This window comes from Fictibacillus sp. EA-CB0309, from assembly GCF_055814265.1.
The window spans coordinates 1102869-1118227 of record NZ_CP169271.1; the positions used below are offsets into that span (position 1 = coordinate 1102869).

Genomic DNA, 15359 nt, shown 5'->3' on the forward strand with positions numbered 1-15359 from the left:
CAGTCGCCGAGTCTTCCTTCAATTTAAACCATCGCTGGCATTTTTTCATTTTCTTTTATCTTAGCTGCCACATTCTGAGCGATCCAAACACCGCATGCGCTCGCTTGTGCAAGACCGCGCGTGATACCAGCACCATCTCCACCAACATATAATCCGTTGATTTCAGATTCGAATTTGTCATCAAGCTTCGGACGCGCTGAATAGAACTTTGCTTCTACGCCATAAAACAATGTATGTTCTGAAGCGATACCAGGAGTAACTTTATCTAGCGCTTCCGTCATTTCGATCAAGCTCTTCATCGTGTTATATGGAAGAACTAATCCTAAGTCACCAGGAACAGCTTCTTTTAGAGTAGGACGCAGAAAACCTTCCTTAATGCGTTTATCAGTAGAACGACGGCCTTTTAAGATATCTCCGTACTTTTGAACAACTAATCCGCCCATTGAAAGCTGGTTCGCTAGTCGAGATACTTCATGAGCGTATTCAGTCGGCTGATCAAACGGTTCAGCGAATTGATGAGAGACAAGAAGCGCAAAGTTTGTATTCTCGCTACCAAGCTTAGGATCTTTATAAGCATGACCGTTTGCAAGCATGATTCCAGAATGATTCTCTACTACAACGTGACCAGAAGGGTTTGAGCAGAATGTTCTTACTTTTGTACCTACTGAAGTATTGAACACAAACTTACCTTCGTACAGATGCTTATTGATTTCTTCCATTACAAGGTTGGATGTCTCTACACGGACACCAATATCAACCTGATTTGCTGTCATTTTAATGCGGCGTTTTTTAAGAATCTTTGTCAGCCATGAAGAACCATCACGACCAGGAACGATTACAACTTTTTCAGCAGAAAGGGAAGTTCCTTCTTTTAAGAGGATTCCTTTTGCAACGTGTCCATCAGCAGTACGTTCTGTAATAAGATCTTCAACTTCTGCTTTATATTTCATCTCAATGCGCGTTTTTAAATATTCATAGATGCTTTTAAGAATTTCAAGGTTTTGTTCTGTTCCAAGATGACGAACTTGAGCGCGCAACAGCTTCAAACCAGCTGCATATCCACGTTTCTCGATATCTTTTACTTCCGGTGTAAGCGGATCAGTAATCGAATCCGTTGCACCGTGCTCTAAGTTAATTTCGTCCACATATTTGATAAGTTCAACCACTTTTTCTTCAGAAAGATAATCAGTCATCCAACCTCCGAATTCACTCGTAATATTGAACTTCCCATCGGAATAAGCTCCTGCTCCTCCAAAGCCATTCGTTATCGAACAAGCGGGTAGGCAACCGGCAAACTCTTTTCTTCCAGCTGCAGGAGGGCATTTCTGAATCTTCTTCTCTAAAATGGGACATGAACGAGCATAGATATCGTGTCCTTTATCTATTAATAATATCTTCGCTTCAGGAAGCTGTCTTGTTAGTTCATAGCTCGTAAAAATACCTGCAGGACCTGCGCCAACAATAATTACATCATAATGGGTATTCATAATATCCCCCTTGAAATTCTTGGTAGTTTTTCTTGAACTGTTTTTTCCCTTGGTAAATATAACAATTATTCAAATGTATTTCAAGTAAAATACGAACAATTAATAAAAATTTTATATTTTTATTCGGTTTTAGAGAAAAAAGAACACCTTAAGATATGACTTTATATATCTTAAGGCGTTTAAAGTTTGATTTTTATGATTTTCCAACCATCTGTCATTGATTTTCTTTCTAATAAAAACGTGTAGGTATCAGATTGCAAACCGCTATCATCGTATTTCTTAATTTTCGCCCTTATTTCCGTTCGTACAATAGGCGGATACCTGCTGCTTGGTGTTCTAATTTCATATTGCATGCTTGTGATTCCCTTGAATAAAGCAGTGATGTTGCTGTCCTGAAGTAATGTGGTTGAAAGTACAGGTTTAGCAATTTTGAAATCTTGCTGTTTCATTCCGACTAAAAACATGGATACCGCTTGCTTAGCACTTGCACCTGAGGCGAATTTAGATAATTGACCGCCAGCTTTCAAAATCATGAATTGGTGGGAGGGATCAATATTACGGGAACGATGTGTTGAACTCCCCAAAAAATGAATGCAAAAATGACCAGGAAATCCGTTTTCTAAAGCGCCAGCTCCGTGTGGCATTCCGTGCATGCTCCCAGCTAACATTCTGCCTTTAACAGGAATGAGTATGGCCCTGCGTTTCCAGCTCCATTTACCGTTGTATAGATGCTTTAAAACAGCAGTATCATCATGAGTCAGCGGTTGTACATCTGCGTGTTTATTACCCGCCCTTCTTTGCACTTGAAAATAAAAACCCGTCTCCAAATCAACGACTTTAAACGTAGCACCTTTAGGAAGGAGTTTGTTGACTTGATCCCACTCCAAAATCTCCCCTTTTTTCGATAGGGAAATAAGTAAGGGGTTCTTTTGCTTCAGATGAGTAGGGATATAGAAAACTGATATACGCAGCAGCCAGAACACCAATTAAAACTTTATTCCGCATAATAAATCCTCAATTCCGTGTTTTCTCTTCCTTAATATGGATTGTTTTTTTCTTTTATCCTTACCAAAAGAAAAAGAGATGAATGATATTTTTTCGCTCAATCGTCTATGTAAGTAAGAGAAGGAGGAGCTAGATGAAGATCATAAAAAAACTATTACTGCAGCTATTATTAACGGTTCTTTCCATTATCCTTATAAGTGGATTACCGGAACTAATCATGAATAAAGATGTAACTGCTTATACAAATAAGATTGTTGTAGTATTTACTGAAGTACTTAAAATGAACGAGATGATCTATTTTAATCAAGGAACAGAGCGTTTATTTTTGGAAGACATATGGGGGCCTTACTTTTACTCGTTGACCATTCTTTTTGGCGCACTGTTCATTGCTTTTTGCGCTGCACAGCTTTTGACATGGGGGACGCTTATGCTTCCGATGTTCCTGAGAAGGATCATAAAAAACGTTCTAACCTTTTTAGAATCTTTACCGGATCTCCTCGTGTTTGCACTTGTACAGATGGGGATCGTTCTGGTCTATAAAAAGACAGGAATCCTTGTTTCAAATGTTGCCTCATTAGGAACGGAAAGCCGAATTTACCTAGTGCCTATTGCGTGTCTCATGATCTTGCCGTTTGTTTATTTTTACAAAATGATGATTCTTATGACTGAAGAAGAGATGGGAAAACAATACGTTGAAACCAGTTTAGCAAAGGGAATGCGCAGGATTTATGTTTTAATCGTCCATGTAACTAGAAACACAAGTGAAGGCATTTTTCATTTTTCAAAATCTGTTCTGTGGTTCATGATATCCAACTTGTTGCTCGTCGAGATCATTTTCAATATCCATGGAATTACACATTATATGTACCACGATTTTAGACCTGAAATGCTTGCGGCTTGCCTCATCTTACTTGTGATCCCATTTTTTCTTATCTTTGCCGTATTCGAATGGTTCATTATGCGTTTTACGAATAGAGGTGAGGTGGTATGATAAGAAGCTATAAATTTTGGATCGGTTTTAGCATTATCGCCGGATTGATTGTTTCAAGCCTTATCTTTTCTGTGTTTTTTGATAGCCAAGTCCGTCAAGTCCAAGTGCTATATGATGAAAATATGAGTCCGATTGAAGCAGCTCCATTTGAACCATCCTTTATGTTTCCTATGGGTACCGATCCCCTTGGTTATGATATCGCATTAAAAGTTCTGCAAGGTGCGAAATTTACGCTATTTAGCGTCATAGCAATTGGGTTATTACGAGTTCTGATCAGTCTCCTAGTCGCAATACCTTTAGCTTTTTACATGCCTGAAAAAATCAGAAAAAGTCTAGATCAATTGCTGAGTTCTTTCTATTTAATACCGCTTACAATCATAGCTGTATTTGTCCTTTCGCCAATTTTAACAGAACAATTGAAAATCCCTGAAATGGAAGGGTATTTTATATATTCGTTTGTTGAGCGAATTGGACTTGAAATCATCATTTTAACTGTACTCGTGGTTCCGCTGCTTGGTTCTATGATCAGTAACTTGATGGCTGCCATTTTAAAAGAGGATTTTATTGAGGGTACGAAGGTTTTAGGAGCTAGCAGATGGAGAATCTTCAATAAACATGTAATGCCTCATTTACTTCCCAAACTCACTATTGTGTGGTGTCAGCAATGTGTTCAAGTGTTAATTATTTTTACACATCTCGGGTATTTTAAGCTCTTTTTGGAGGAACAGATGTTGACTTTACTCCTATGGTGGGAGATCCGCCAAAATCGGTATCAAATGAGTGGTCTGGGTTAGTGGGGGATTATTATTTCATGATTCAGGGAAATCCGTATATCGCATTAGGACCCATCATTATGTTCGGCATCGCCATCTATGCGTTTCAACTTATGGGAGAAGGCTTTCAGCATCACCTTAAAATCAGACATATAAAAAAAGTTAAAAAAGAAAGATTGAAGCTAGAAAAACGCAATACATCAGCTCATTCAACCCCTTTTGAGTTTTTACAAAACAGAGGGGCATAAAAAACACCACTTTTCTCATCCTGCCATACACTATCATATCCTGTGCAGACAGGGGGAGAGAAATGATTTTTGTTAATGGGTATCCGGTAAATACAGCTCAAATCTCTGGTTTCAATTCGCTTACATCGACACAGAAACAAATAGGTGAAAAGCTAAAAAACGCTAGAGAATCGTTCTATTACACAAGTCCTCACCAATTTTTGTTTGAAGTCGTAATGCGTTCAAATATTGTTGCGGCTGCAAACGCTATGCGTGACAGCGGGGCAGGGTTTGCCACATTTGTTAATTCACGATGCAATCCTCAATATTGGAGAAGAACAGCTTATGGCGGTTTCTTGCTTCGATCAGGAGTCCGGCCTTCTGATGCCATTTCAGATATTTTTATCAATGGAAAAAGATACGGATTCGAATGTACAACAGCCATTATGATCATGTTTTATAAAGCAATTCTTGAGACAATTGGAACGAGAATGTTTGATCAATTGTTTAACGGATTGCTTCTCTACAGTACGGAACACGATGAAGACCTTCAGATCATTCAGGTGCCGTCTGGAGATTCCTTACCAGGAGATGTGAGATATGTTAAAAATCCAGAACATCATCCAAACACGCCTCAATGGCAAGGTGAAAATTTGATCGATCTTGGAAACGGGCAATTCTTCGGTCACGGAATTGGTACTGGTACTATTGGAGAGGTTATCGATGTGCTTAATAAAAAGAGAATGCCTGGTGCTACAGTCTCAGCCTTTTTAACAGCTGAAATTATAAGGCCAAACTATCGATTAATGTCCGAATACACCCGTCATCCAATTCGAAGGCTGCTTGCTGGAGTGATATAAAAAGGCTAATTCCGTAAACTTTGTTGCTCTTGAAAGTGGTTGATTTCCGCTCCAGGAGTCTCACACCTTGCACTCCAATCAACCTTGGCTAAGAAGAGAATTGAATAGATGCCTTTAAAGCAACAATCTTTTAGAGAAGAGCCTATAAAAAAGACGCAGAGAATCGTTTTCTCTGCGTCTTTTACTTTCTTATTGAAGATATGGTCTTGGATCAACCGCGTTTGATTTAGATCCGTTCCACGGTCCTTTATGCAATTCGAAATGTAGATGCTGACCTCTTGATGCACCAGTGTTTCCTTGGTAGCCTAAGAACGTCCCTTGAGAGACAGATTGACCTTGACGAACGGCTGGTGTTGTTCTCATGTGTGCATAAAGTGTTGTGTAAAGTTGTCCATTAATGTAGTGCGTAATATAAACAACGTTTCCGTAACTGTCTGAATAATAAGCTTTTGTAACTGTTCCAGATGCTGCTGCAACAATTGGAACTGCGCTTCCACCTTGTGCAATGTCCATTCCATAGTGCATTCCGGCACTTCTATAACCGAAGCCAGATGTAATCATTCCTTGAGAAGGCATGATAAAATCACGGCTTACTGGCGTTGGAGCTGGTGTTGGTGCAGGCGGTGGTGTTGATGGCGCAGTTGCAGAACTCGAATTTGACGAGCTGCTTTTCGCTCTAGCTGCCGCTGCGTCAGCTTTGGCTTTTGCCGCTGCTGCTTCAGCCGCAGCTCTAGCTTCAGCCTCTCTCTTTTTACGTTCTTCTTCCTCGCGTTTTGCACGTGCTATTTCTGCTTTTATTGCCTCTTCTTGTGCTGCAAGCAGTTCGTTCTGCTCATCTAATTGCATAAGATGACTATGAATTTCTCCTTCTTCTGTTTGCAAATGTGCAAGAAGAGAAGCCTTTTGTTTTTTCTGATCCGTTAGTTTTTGATTTAATCCTTCAAGTTCTGCTAAGTCTTTACTAAGAGATGTTAATTGACTTTCAACTTCTCCTTTTTCTTTTCAACAGAAGCTTTATCTTGTCTGTGTTCTTCTAATATCGCTTTGTCTTGTTCAGCAATTACGTTTAAAGCAAATACGCGATCAAGAAAATCACCAAAATCTTTAGCGCCTAATAAAACGTCAAGGTAGTTAACAGCCCCGCCGCTTTCATACATGGAACTTACACGTTCTTTTAAAAGAGCGTCACGTTCCTTTATTCTTTTCTCAAGCACGTCAATTTCTTTTTTTAGTTTTTCAATAGAAGCTTTTGTAGATTGAATGGAATCTTTTTTGTTTCCAATTTCTTTAACTGTCTTTTCAATTGAACTCTGTATTTGTTCGATTTGATCTACTGTGTGATCTTGTTCATTTTGATTCTGTTTTAATTCACTCTGCTTTTTATCCTGTTCAGAGCGATTTTGTTCTTTTTTCTGTTTTATAGAAGACAGAGTTTCTGCCGATACGGTATATGTACTGAATACTAGACTCAGAGACAGTGTTGCCATTACTAGCTTGCGTTTCAAAATGGGTACTCCTCCTTGTAAGTGCAAATGTTGCCAATTTCTTTACTCATGTGATTATACCATTGATTTCTAGCCAGTTATCGCGAAATAATATTACATTTATATTTCAAAATATTACACTATGAAACAGAATTCGACTTATCTCTGTAACAAATTGTCTATTAAAGGAAATAGATTAGTAGATATAGAATATTAAATGACAAATATGTGGTTAATAATACAGACACTTCATTACAAAAAAGTCAGGTAAGAGAGATTATTTAAGTTATATTCAAGGCTAAATTATTAATCTTACTATACAAAAAGAACTATTATCGGGATTCAATTAGTAAACTCTAGTGATTGCCTCATAGTAGTAGGTTTTCTAAGAGTAACAATGACTTTTAAAACAATCTTTTAATGAGTTCCTACTTTAGTAGATTGTTGCTTACAGTACATCAGTGACATGTTGAGTGGAGTGGAAGAAGCGTGCCTGCCACATGAGAAGCTTCTTGCAAGGCATGCGACGAAGAAACATAGTTCGGTAGCATATACTTGTAGACGCAGGAGCAAGAAGACTTCCTTGAATGAATACGAAGACAGCTTTAAAAAAACGAATAAAAAACAAATCCACAATCGTCTAAAGTATAGATGAACGTTAAAGGGGGATGGACTTGAAAACGAAACGAAACGTTATGTCACCAGAGTTGGGTCTACACAACCTGAGTCAGGAAGAGTGGCTGATACAGATCATGGACATGTACCAAGATAAGGTGATAAGGCTCGCTTATACATATGTAAAAGATAGAAAATTAGCGGAGGATCTGGCACAAGAAGTATTTGTGAAATGTTACATCCATAAAGACAACTTCCGAAATGAATCCTCGGTAAAAACGTGGGTTTATTCAATCACCGTTAATTTGTGCAAAGACTATTTAAGAAGCGGATGGAAGAAGTACATTCATGTAATCGATCGTTTTAGCAAGTCCAAACAAACCTCCGCTCTAACACCCGAACTTTCTATCGTGCAAAAAAGTGAACATGAGGCATTGGCTGAACAAGTCTTAAAACTTCCGCTTAAATATAGAGAGGTAATCCTTCTCTACTACTATAAAGAGTTGGCGGTTAATGAGATCAGCCAGATTTTAAATAAAAAAGAAGCGACTATCAGAACGATCCTTCAGCGAGGCAGAGAAATGCTGCGGCGTAAATTAGAGAGGGGAGGATGATATCATGGAAGATCCGTTAAAGCAGCTGCCTGAAATATTGAACAACGGCCGTATGAAAACAATAACGTTTAAAGAGGAACAAAGGCAGAGTGTTCTTCAGAAAGCACGTGATCTGAATCAACCTCCTGCACCAAAAAGCATGTGGTATCATTGGTTTCATCAAAGTTTAAGTCTTGCACTCGGTGTAGCGTTCATTTTTATTTTTATACAGTTTACAGAAAACATGCCGCTTTCCACCGACAAGAATAAAGAGGCTGAATCCATTACTGTAATTCCCTATGCAAACCAAGCAATCTTAACAAAAGCAAAGCACGATATGAGGCATCAACATAAAATATCAGGAGTTATTGCTGACCAAAAAGGTGATAAACTTACCGTTTATATAACATTTCCTAATTATTTGCCTCAAGAAAAGCGGATTTTCGTTACTGAATCTTATTTAAAGGAAGTGTCCCACCTTACGTTAAATGAGCCATATGAAGCGCAAAATTATTTGGGTGAACTATGGAACTATGTTAATGTAAAAGTCTATACAACTGTAGAAAGTAATAATGATAAGTTAGCAGGGGTATTGCAGCAGGAGCGAGATTATGAATGGTTAGGTTCAATTAACAAAAATGAAGGTATATTAAAATGGGAACGAATTACAAATAAATAAACCATATTCAAAACAGGAAAATTATAAGATTAGCTAGAAATTAGACAGGAAACAAGCAAAAGCGGTGAATAGCATGAAAAAAACACACATAAAATTTTTTACAGAAGTTGGCGCACAAAAGCCGAACAGCATCAAAAACAAAGAAACACCATGTCCATTTTGTCGTATTGATGAGCTGGAAGAAGTACTAGATAAGCGTGGATCAATCATATTAGTTAAAAATAAATATACTGTACTTGATGGAGCCTATCAAACAGTGCTAATCGAAACAGATGAATGTGAAGGAGAACTTTCTAATTACAGCAAAGAACACCTTTATGATGTACTTCGTTTCGGAATGGAAAATTGGGAACGCATGTTAAATAGTGGTCAATATCGTTCCGTAATGTTTTTCAAAAACCATGGCCCTTTATCAGGGGGACGATTCGGCACCCGCATATGCAGATTATCGGACTAAACGAAGTAGATTGTTTGCATGATTTTTCGGTTAATCAGTTTGAAGGATTCTCTATCATTGAGGAAGATGGGGTAAGGTTTACCGTTTCAACCGAACCGCGAGTAGGCTTTTATGAGCTGAATGTGATTTGGGAAAAAGACGCAGAGCTATCTCTTTTCGCTGATTTCATACAGACTGGAGCTCATTTTCTGCTGAATCATTTTCATCGAAACTGTACGAGTTACAACCTTTTCTTTTATAAAATTAACGAGACTACGTACTGCAAAATCATGCCTAGGTTTGTGTCTTCTCCTCTTTATATGGGGTACGGTGTACAGCAAGTGGCGAATAATATTGAAGGTATTGCAAAAAAAATCAAAGAACTCTATTTCACACCATAAAGAAAAACCAGATCTGACTTAGATCTGGTTTTTCGCTTTCTCAAACAGTGTTTCCATCGCAAACACGATGAGGGGATGTGTTTCATTCATCACTTTGTTGATTTCCAGACGCTCGGTCCATTGATGAGCATCTTTGCCTAACGGACCGATGTTAATGACAGGAATGTTGACCTCTCTCATATCATCAAAGGGGATGTTATATCTAGATCCCAGTAAAGGAAAGTTGCTTGTGAATGCTGAAAGATCACGAGCGTCTCCGTTGAAACCAATATAGCTTAAGTCAGATAATCCGCTAAAGTAATGAACATTAACCAGGTCACTGTTGAACTCGCTTTTCGCATGTTTCACTACCTCATCTGATGTTGCTTTAATTAATGGATGATCGCTTGAGCAGACAGCGGGATAAAATGGCGGTGTGTAGAAAAGGACGATCATCGGTGAGATGTCTCTGCATAGGCTGGCCAGTTCAAATACATATTGAATCGTTAGCTCTCTTTCATCTGCGTTTGGATTATTAGTTTGCAGCATGTTTTCTCTGCGATCTAGTTCTTCTTGTCCATATTTTGTCACCGCATGCTCATAGAGCTCGTTAAAGGTGAGTACTTTTATTTGTTCCTTTTCAGGTGTGAAAGGAACAATCTTTGAAACAGCTTTACTTCTTTCGTAAAGGCGGTCTTCTAGTTTTCTAGCTGCGTTCTGAGCACTATTCATTAGCATGGATGTAATATCTGATAGCGACCGATTAAACAGCATAAGGTTAAAAAGAGTAACCGCCGCATGCGGAATTTGCACGGAATAATGATCTTTTAAGTCTTTTTGTATCAGGTTTGTTGGCACAGGTGTAGCTTCATCTCGGAACGTTTCAACATAATCAACGTTCCATTCTAGTTCTCTCGTAATCTCTGCTGCCATCGCATTACCATTCAAACCAGCGAGCGGTTCACCAACATGCGTCTCTTTACCGTAACAAAGAAAACCTGGCAGGATCTTCCCCGTCGACCCGGTGTACATATAGGGCGATGTATCACCTGGATACTTTGTAAAACTAGGTTCTCCGTTTAAACAAGTGATGTATTTAATATCATATTCTTCCTTTAGCTGGCGTAAAACGCTGACACCTGCCAGCATTCCCTCAGAGTGAACTTCTTCATCCGGAACTGATATCATCAGGACATTTCCTTTAAAATGTCCGGTTGCCGCTTTTTCGATCATAGACATATGAAGCGCAACGCCTGCTTTCATATCCATCGTTCCTCGACCAAACAGCCAATCACCATTCCTTAAATCTTCTTGAACGAAAGGATGAAGAAGCTCTTTATTTTCAATAATCTTTTCGGTAAGTTCATCAGGCCGGAAAGCAAGGTGTTTCCATTCTCCAAAATCTTCAACAGAGACTACATCAAAGTGACTTAATAGAATAATGGTCTCTTTTACACTAGGATCATTCTGAACAAATGCGGTTATCAGTTTACGGCCATCTGGAATGGGATGATGGCGAACGTGATTTGGGTGCTTTGTGAAATAATCAAGTGAAGAAAGTGTATGGTGAAGGTGCTCTGCCATAAACATTTCTCCATCATGATGGGTGATACTTGGAATCGAAACGAGATCTTTTAGTAGTTTCGTATATCCTTCTTTTGATTGCCACTTTAACATATGTGTACCTCCTTGATGTACGTCTTTGTTACCTATACTACTCTTTCCCTTTAAATCCTTTTTTAAAGAATGTTTTCGTATTCATTGCTGTTTTTGAAAGTAGTTGATTTCCGTTCCAGCCGCTCCCTTTCCGCGGGGCAGGCGGTGAGCCACGTTCGTACGTTTCACATATAAGTGTCTCACCTGCCCGCCTGTCCCGCAGGAGTCTCGCGCCTTGCACTCCAATCAACTTGTCAAAGAAGCACATGAATAAAAACTTGAAAAAATGCTCGCTTCCTGAGGGAGTGAGGAACTTGCCTATGATGTCTAATTTCAGACTTATAGCTGAAGAAACATTCTATAAAAAACTATATTGGGACATATTGACAGATAATTACATAACGTGGTATATGTGTATTATATAAAATAGTACACTTAATACAAAAGAGGTGTAACAATGATTAACGTAACGAATTTATCGTATGCTTTTAAAATTGGAAAAAAAGAAAAAGAAAATATGGTTCCTGTTCTGCATGATGTAAATCTACGTGTAGAAGAGGGAGAAATTGTGGCGATCGTTGGAAGGAGCGGCTCTGGTAAATCAACACTATTAAACTTAATCTCTGGTTTTATTCAAGCTGAAACAGGAACGATCTCCATTAACGGAAAACAAGTTAGCGGATTTTCAGAAACAAAGTGGGCAGAATTCCGCTTAAACCACCTTGGATTTATTTTTCAAAGTTTTCAGCTGATCCCTAGCATGACAGCTTATGAAAACGTAGAGCTACCTTTGGTCTTAAAAGGAACTAACGAGAAAGATAGAAAAGAACGGACGACCGAAATGTTAAAAAGGGTCGGATTGGAACAATATAAAAGTCATTATCCAGGAGAGCTTTCAGGCGGTCAGCAGCAGCGCGTCAGTATAGCAAGAGCATTAATCTTAAACCCTCCTCTCATATTGGCCGATGAACCAACTGGAAGTTTGGATTCCGAAAACGAGAGAGAACTTTTAGCGTTTATAAAAGAATTGAATGATACCTATGGAATTACCTTCTTAATCATTACACATGATCATGAAGTAGCCTCCATCGCTCACCGTAAAGTGGAAATTATAGACGGGTACTTAAGAGAAGGGAGGATGCTTCGTGAAGTTCAAAGATAAGCACCGTTTTGTCAGAAGCAATATGAAAAGAAACAGAACACGTGTCTGGATGACTATCCTCGCTTCAACGATCGGCTGTGCCTTTTTGATCATGCTTGCATCAGTCGGGTTTGCCATCCATAAGACAGCTGTAGATGATGTGATGAGTTACCGGTTGATGAACGAAATCCAAATTCAAAAAGAGCAAGGTATGATAACCGATAAAGAAGTAAAGAAATTAGAGAATATAAAAGATGTTAAGGCGGTTACACGCAAAAAGCATACTCCTGCAAACGAATTTACGATTGGTGATTACATGATTAATACGCCTGTTTTCAGTGCACATATGCCGTCAGAAATTAAAGCAGGTTTTGAACTGGATCGCGGTCGTTTACCGGAAAGCAAGAATGAAATTGTTGTTGGCTATCACTTTGCAGAGCAATTAACAAAGAAAGCGCCTGAAGATTTTTATGAAGGGTTGAGCGATGAAGAATTTCAGGAAAAGCATAAAGAGTTAGCTTACAAAGAGGACCTAATAGGAAAGACACTCTCTTATCGTATGACCACCTCCGATACTGCTGACGATCAGAATGCAGATATCCGTTCAATAGACGTTAAAGTAGTTGGGATTGGAAAGAAACCCACCAAGAAGTGGGATATTGTTACAGATGCATATATAACGGAGGATCTTCGAAACGAGGTTGTTAAATCCCTATTTGGAAAAAACGAGGGAGATCAGATTGAAGGTCCTGTGGAACAAGGGTATGACGTGGTTAAAGTGTATACGTCAACAGCTGATGAGGTACGAGCAGTATCTGAAAAAATTGAGAAGATGAATTTATTAACGTATTCAGTTGCCAGTGAGTTAAAGGAGCTAAACCTTTATTTTACTTTGTTTAAGGCGGGGTTGATTTTTATCGGTGGAATTGCTGTGCTAATTGCATCCATAGGCATTTTTAATACGATGACGATGGCCGTTACAGAACGTTCGCAGGATATCGGCATCATGAAAGCGATTGGTGCAACTCCCAAAACGATCAAACGCATCTTCCTATTAGAAAGCGGTTATATCGGGTTATGGGGAGTGGGATTAGGTACACTTTTGGCATATGTTATCAGCTATGGTGTCAATTTTGCTCTTCCAATTATTATCGGACAGTTTACCGAGGATAAGCCACCCGAAGGTTTCATCCTATCTTACATTCCATGGAGCCTGACTGTGATTGCCGTTACAATCTGTATGGGCGTAACATTATTATCGGGATGGAGACCTGCAGCAAAAGCTACTACGGTAGATGTTTTAAAAGCATTAAGAAGAGATGTGTAAAAGTGAGCACCAGCTGATGTTTAAAGTATGCTGGTGTTTTTTTGATGAGGTGTCTTTCTGCATTGGAAAATAAACCAACAGAAACAGGAAAAAGGATTGTTATTCACGAAAACTTACATACAAGGAGTGGATAAAATCATGAAACAAATTATTGCCATGGGTGGCGGCGGTTTTTCCATGGAACCTGAAAATAAACGACTGGATCATTACATTCTTCAGCAATGTAAGGCTGAAAAACCGCGTATTTGCTTTGTTCCTACAGCAAGTGGAGATGCGGATGGATATATTGAACGTTTTTACAAAGCTTTTGAAGCTGAAAACTGCGTGCCAACACATTTATCGCTCTTTTCTCCTCCTGTAGATCTCAACGATTTCGTGAAGCAACAGGATATTTTTTATGTCGGTGGGGGCAATACAAAAAACCTACTAGCTCTGTGGAAAGAATGGGGTTTAGACGTTCTTTTAAAAAAGGCATATGAAGAAGGAAAAGTATTGGCAGGTCTTAGTGCAGGATCTCTTTGCTGGTTTGAAGAAGGTGTGACCGATTCGTTTGGTCCACTTGCAAAGCTGGACTGCCTCGGTTTTTTGCCTGGAAGTCACTGCCCACATTATGACGGTGAGGCAGAACGAAGGCACGCTTATCATAAGCTCATTGAGAAGGGGTTAAAACCAGGATTTGCAGCAGATGATGGTGCAGCGCTTCACTTTATTGATGGAAAACTGCACAAAGTTGTTAGTTCAAGAGAGAACGCGAAAGCATACTTTGTAGAACTGAAAGCAGGAAAAGTTGCAGAGAGGGAGGTCGAAACACTTTTTTAAAAATAAAGGTTTAAAGTCCTGATGATTGGGCGGAAAATGTACTATTAATCATCAGGAGGTAAATGTTTTGAAAAAATTAGTATCAATAGTTCTGTATATAATGCTTGTGATTGTCCTTGCATCATGTGGAAACAAGGATAAAGATGATGAACATAAAAATCATGACATGGAAGAATCCAAAGCTGCATCTCAGACTGCATCCAGCAAGGTGAAGGGCGGATCTTATATCGTGAATCTTATTGATTCAAAAGGTGATAAAGCGGGAGAAGCAACTTTAACACAGACTGCGGATGGAGTTAAAGTTGAGGTGAACGCAACAGGAGTAAAGCCAGGCGAACATGGCATCCACTTTCATGAAGAAGCCATTTGTACGCCGCCCGATTTCAAATCAGCAGGAGCACATTTTAATCCCACTGAAAAAAAGCATGGGTTCCTTAATCCTAAAGGTCCTCATTTAGGAGATATCCAAAATGTGAAAGCAAATAAAAGCGGGGTGGTTCAAGACGAAGTTTTATCTAATCTTGTGACACTTTCAGAAGGTAAAGATAACTCACTCTTTGCAAACGGCGGTACCGCGCTTGTAATTCATGATAAGGCCGATGATTACAAAACCGATCCTGCCGGCAACTCAGGTGATCGGGTTCTGTGTGGTGTGATTAAGAAATAAAGAAAAAGCTGGAGTTTCGTCACTTACGACGAAAACTGCCAGCTTTTATTCTTTTTACCTTAACCTTTGTTGCTCTTGGAAGTAGTTGATTTCCGCTCGAGGTGCTCGCTTTTCGCGGGGCGTGCGGTGAGCCCCTTGCCGCTTTGCGCCGTTAAGGGTCTCACCTGACCGCTCGTCCAGCAGGAGTCTCCCACCTTGCGCTCCAATCAACTAGTCAAT

18 protein-coding genes are annotated in these 15359 nt (G+C 39.3%); 12 read left to right on the plus strand and 6 right to left on the minus strand.

From position 1 onward, the window contains the following. Positions 1-23: 23 nt before the first annotated feature. Positions 24-1487 carry an NAD(P)/FAD-dependent oxidoreductase gene (locus tag ACEWFH_RS06095; RefSeq protein WP_473726522.1) on the minus strand — a complete coding sequence of 488 codons (1464 nt, stop codon included), beginning with the start codon at positions 1485-1487 and terminating at the stop codon, positions 24-26. 179 nt (positions 1488-1666) lie between these two features. Then, positions 1667-2374, minus strand: coding sequence for a hypothetical protein (locus ACEWFH_RS06100; protein WP_473726523.1), 708 nt, complete (start codon positions 2372-2374; stop codon positions 1667-1669). A gap of 251 nt (positions 2375-2625) precedes the next feature. On the opposite strand from ACEWFH_RS06100, the gene ACEWFH_RS06105 reads away from it, so the two are divergent. The 4 genes from ACEWFH_RS06105 (at position 2626) to ACEWFH_RS06120 (ending at position 5343) form a co-directional block, all read left to right on the plus strand. Beyond that, positions 2626-3483, plus strand: a complete 858-nt coding sequence (locus tag ACEWFH_RS06105; RefSeq protein WP_473726524.1) for an ABC transporter permease subunit — start codon at positions 2626-2628, stop codon at positions 3481-3483. Beyond that, positions 3480-4277 (plus strand): ABC transporter permease subunit, encoded by a 798-nt coding sequence (locus tag ACEWFH_RS06110; RefSeq protein WP_473726525.1) that lies wholly within the window; start codon positions 3480-3482, stop codon positions 4275-4277. Before ACEWFH_RS06105 ends, ACEWFH_RS06110 begins: the two co-directional genes overlap by 4 nt. Before the next feature lie 17 nt (positions 4278-4294). Continuing rightward, positions 4295-4504 carry a hypothetical protein gene (locus tag ACEWFH_RS06115; protein ID WP_473726526.1) on the plus strand — a complete coding sequence of 70 codons (210 nt, stop codon included), beginning with the start codon at positions 4295-4297 and terminating at the stop codon, positions 4502-4504. A 62-nt stretch (positions 4505-4566) separates the two neighbouring features. Beyond that, a complete protein-coding gene (locus tag ACEWFH_RS06120) occupies positions 4567-5343 on the plus strand; it encodes a protein-glutamine gamma-glutamyltransferase (RefSeq protein WP_473726527.1) in 777 nt (258 codons plus the stop codon). A 189-nt stretch (positions 5344-5532) separates the two neighbouring features. On the opposite strand, the gene ACEWFH_RS06125 is transcribed toward ACEWFH_RS06120, so the two are convergent. Together ACEWFH_RS06125 and ACEWFH_RS06130 are read right to left on the minus strand one after the other, a co-directional pair. Then, positions 5533-6225 (minus strand): M23 family metallopeptidase, encoded by a 693-nt coding sequence (locus tag ACEWFH_RS06125; RefSeq protein ID WP_473726528.1) that lies wholly within the window; start codon positions 6223-6225, stop codon positions 5533-5535. Between the two features lie 89 nt (positions 6226-6314). Beyond that, positions 6315-6848, minus strand: coding sequence for a coiled-coil domain-containing protein (locus ACEWFH_RS06130; RefSeq protein ID WP_473726529.1), 534 nt, complete (start codon positions 6846-6848; stop codon positions 6315-6317). Positions 6849-7501: 653 nt separating this feature from the next. Between ACEWFH_RS06130 and ACEWFH_RS06135 the strand changes: the two genes are divergently transcribed. The 4 genes from ACEWFH_RS06135 to ACEWFH_RS06150 all read left to right on the plus strand — a co-directional run bounded on the left by ACEWFH_RS06135 (position 7502) and on the right by ACEWFH_RS06150 (position 9551). Then, positions 7502-8056 (plus strand): sigma-70 family RNA polymerase sigma factor, encoded by a 555-nt coding sequence (locus tag ACEWFH_RS06135; RefSeq protein ID WP_473726530.1) that lies wholly within the window; start codon positions 7502-7504, stop codon positions 8054-8056. 4 nt (positions 8057-8060) lie between these two features. Beyond that, the gene (locus ACEWFH_RS06140; RefSeq protein ID WP_473726531.1) at positions 8061-8714 is read left to right on the plus strand and encodes a hypothetical protein; all 654 of its coding nucleotides are present in this window, start codon (positions 8061-8063) and stop codon (positions 8712-8714) included. Between the two features lie 73 nt (positions 8715-8787). Continuing rightward, complete coding sequence (locus tag ACEWFH_RS06145) at positions 8788-9171, plus strand: DUF4931 domain-containing protein (protein WP_473726532.1); 384 nt, start codon at positions 8788-8790, stop codon at positions 9169-9171. After that, a complete protein-coding gene (locus ACEWFH_RS06150; protein WP_473726533.1) occupies positions 9153-9551 on the plus strand; it encodes a DUF4931 family protein in 399 nt (132 codons plus the stop codon). Before ACEWFH_RS06145 ends, ACEWFH_RS06150 begins: the two co-directional genes overlap by 19 nt. Before the next feature lie 18 nt (positions 9552-9569). Here the strand turns inward: ACEWFH_RS06150 and ACEWFH_RS06155 are convergent, their stop codons facing one another. Then, positions 9570-11207 carry a M20/M25/M40 family metallo-hydrolase gene (locus ACEWFH_RS06155; RefSeq protein WP_473726534.1) on the minus strand — a complete coding sequence of 546 codons (1638 nt, stop codon included), beginning with the start codon at positions 11205-11207 and terminating at the stop codon, positions 9570-9572. Between the two features lie 436 nt (positions 11208-11643). Here ACEWFH_RS06155 and ACEWFH_RS06160 point away from each other — a divergent pair, with 436 nt between their 5' ends. From ACEWFH_RS06160 to ACEWFH_RS06175, 4 genes are all read left to right on the plus strand, one after another. Continuing rightward, positions 11644-12348 carry an ABC transporter ATP-binding protein gene (locus tag ACEWFH_RS06160; RefSeq protein WP_473726535.1) on the plus strand — a complete coding sequence of 235 codons (705 nt, stop codon included), beginning with the start codon at positions 11644-11646 and terminating at the stop codon, positions 12346-12348. Continuing rightward, the gene (locus tag ACEWFH_RS06165; protein ID WP_473726536.1) at positions 12332-13654 is read left to right on the plus strand and encodes an ABC transporter permease; all 1323 of its coding nucleotides are present in this window, start codon (positions 12332-12334) and stop codon (positions 13652-13654) included. The genes ACEWFH_RS06160 and ACEWFH_RS06165 overlap by 17 nt, the downstream gene beginning before the upstream one ends. Positions 13655-13792: 138 nt before the next feature. Further along, complete coding sequence (locus tag ACEWFH_RS06170) at positions 13793-14473, plus strand: Type 1 glutamine amidotransferase-like domain-containing protein (protein WP_473726537.1); 681 nt, start codon at positions 13793-13795, stop codon at positions 14471-14473. Positions 14474-14540: 67 nt separating this feature from the next. Further along, complete coding sequence (locus ACEWFH_RS06175; protein ID WP_473726538.1) at positions 14541-15140, plus strand: superoxide dismutase family protein; 600 nt, start codon at positions 14541-14543, stop codon at positions 15138-15140. 59 nt (positions 15141-15199) lie between these two features. Here ACEWFH_RS06175 and ACEWFH_RS06180 read toward each other — a convergent pair whose 3' ends face one another. Further along, entirely contained in the window at positions 15200-15334 is a 135-nt protein-coding gene (locus ACEWFH_RS06180) for a hypothetical protein (RefSeq protein ID WP_473726539.1), read from the minus strand. Between the last annotated feature and the right edge of the window lie 25 nt (positions 15335-15359).

Bases quoted from the DNA above. Each gene is read 5' to 3' on its own strand.
- ACEWFH_RS06095 (WP_473726522.1), bottom strand. From the start codon at position 1,487: ATGAATACCCATTATGATGTAATTATTGTTGGCGCAGGTCCTGCAGGT.
- ACEWFH_RS06110 (WP_473726525.1), top strand. From the start codon at position 3,480: ATGATAAGAAGCTATAAATTTTGGATCGGTTTTAGCATTATCGCCGGA.
- ACEWFH_RS06115 (WP_473726526.1), top strand. From the start codon at position 4,295: ATGATTCAGGGAAATCCGTATATCGCATTAGGACCCATCATTATGTTC.
- ACEWFH_RS06120 (WP_473726527.1), top strand. From the start codon at position 4,567: ATGATTTTTGTTAATGGGTATCCGGTAAATACAGCTCAAATCTCTGGT.
- ACEWFH_RS06105 (WP_473726524.1), top strand. From the start codon at position 2,626: ATGAAGATCATAAAAAAACTATTACTGCAGCTATTATTAACGGTTCTT.
- ACEWFH_RS06140 (WP_473726531.1), top strand. From the start codon at position 8,061: ATGGAAGATCCGTTAAAGCAGCTGCCTGAAATATTGAACAACGGCCGT.
- ACEWFH_RS06155 (WP_473726534.1), bottom strand. From the start codon at position 11,207: ATGTTAAAGTGGCAATCAAAAGAAGGATATACGAAACTACTAAAAGAT.
- ACEWFH_RS06150 (WP_473726533.1), top strand. From the start codon at position 9,153: ATGCAGATTATCGGACTAAACGAAGTAGATTGTTTGCATGATTTTTCG.
- ACEWFH_RS06170 (WP_473726537.1), top strand. From the start codon at position 13,793: ATGAAACAAATTATTGCCATGGGTGGCGGCGGTTTTTCCATGGAACCT.
- ACEWFH_RS06160 (WP_473726535.1), top strand. From the start codon at position 11,644: ATGATTAACGTAACGAATTTATCGTATGCTTTTAAAATTGGAAAAAAA.
- ACEWFH_RS06145 (WP_473726532.1), top strand. From the start codon at position 8,788: ATGAAAAAAACACACATAAAATTTTTTACAGAAGTTGGCGCACAAAAG.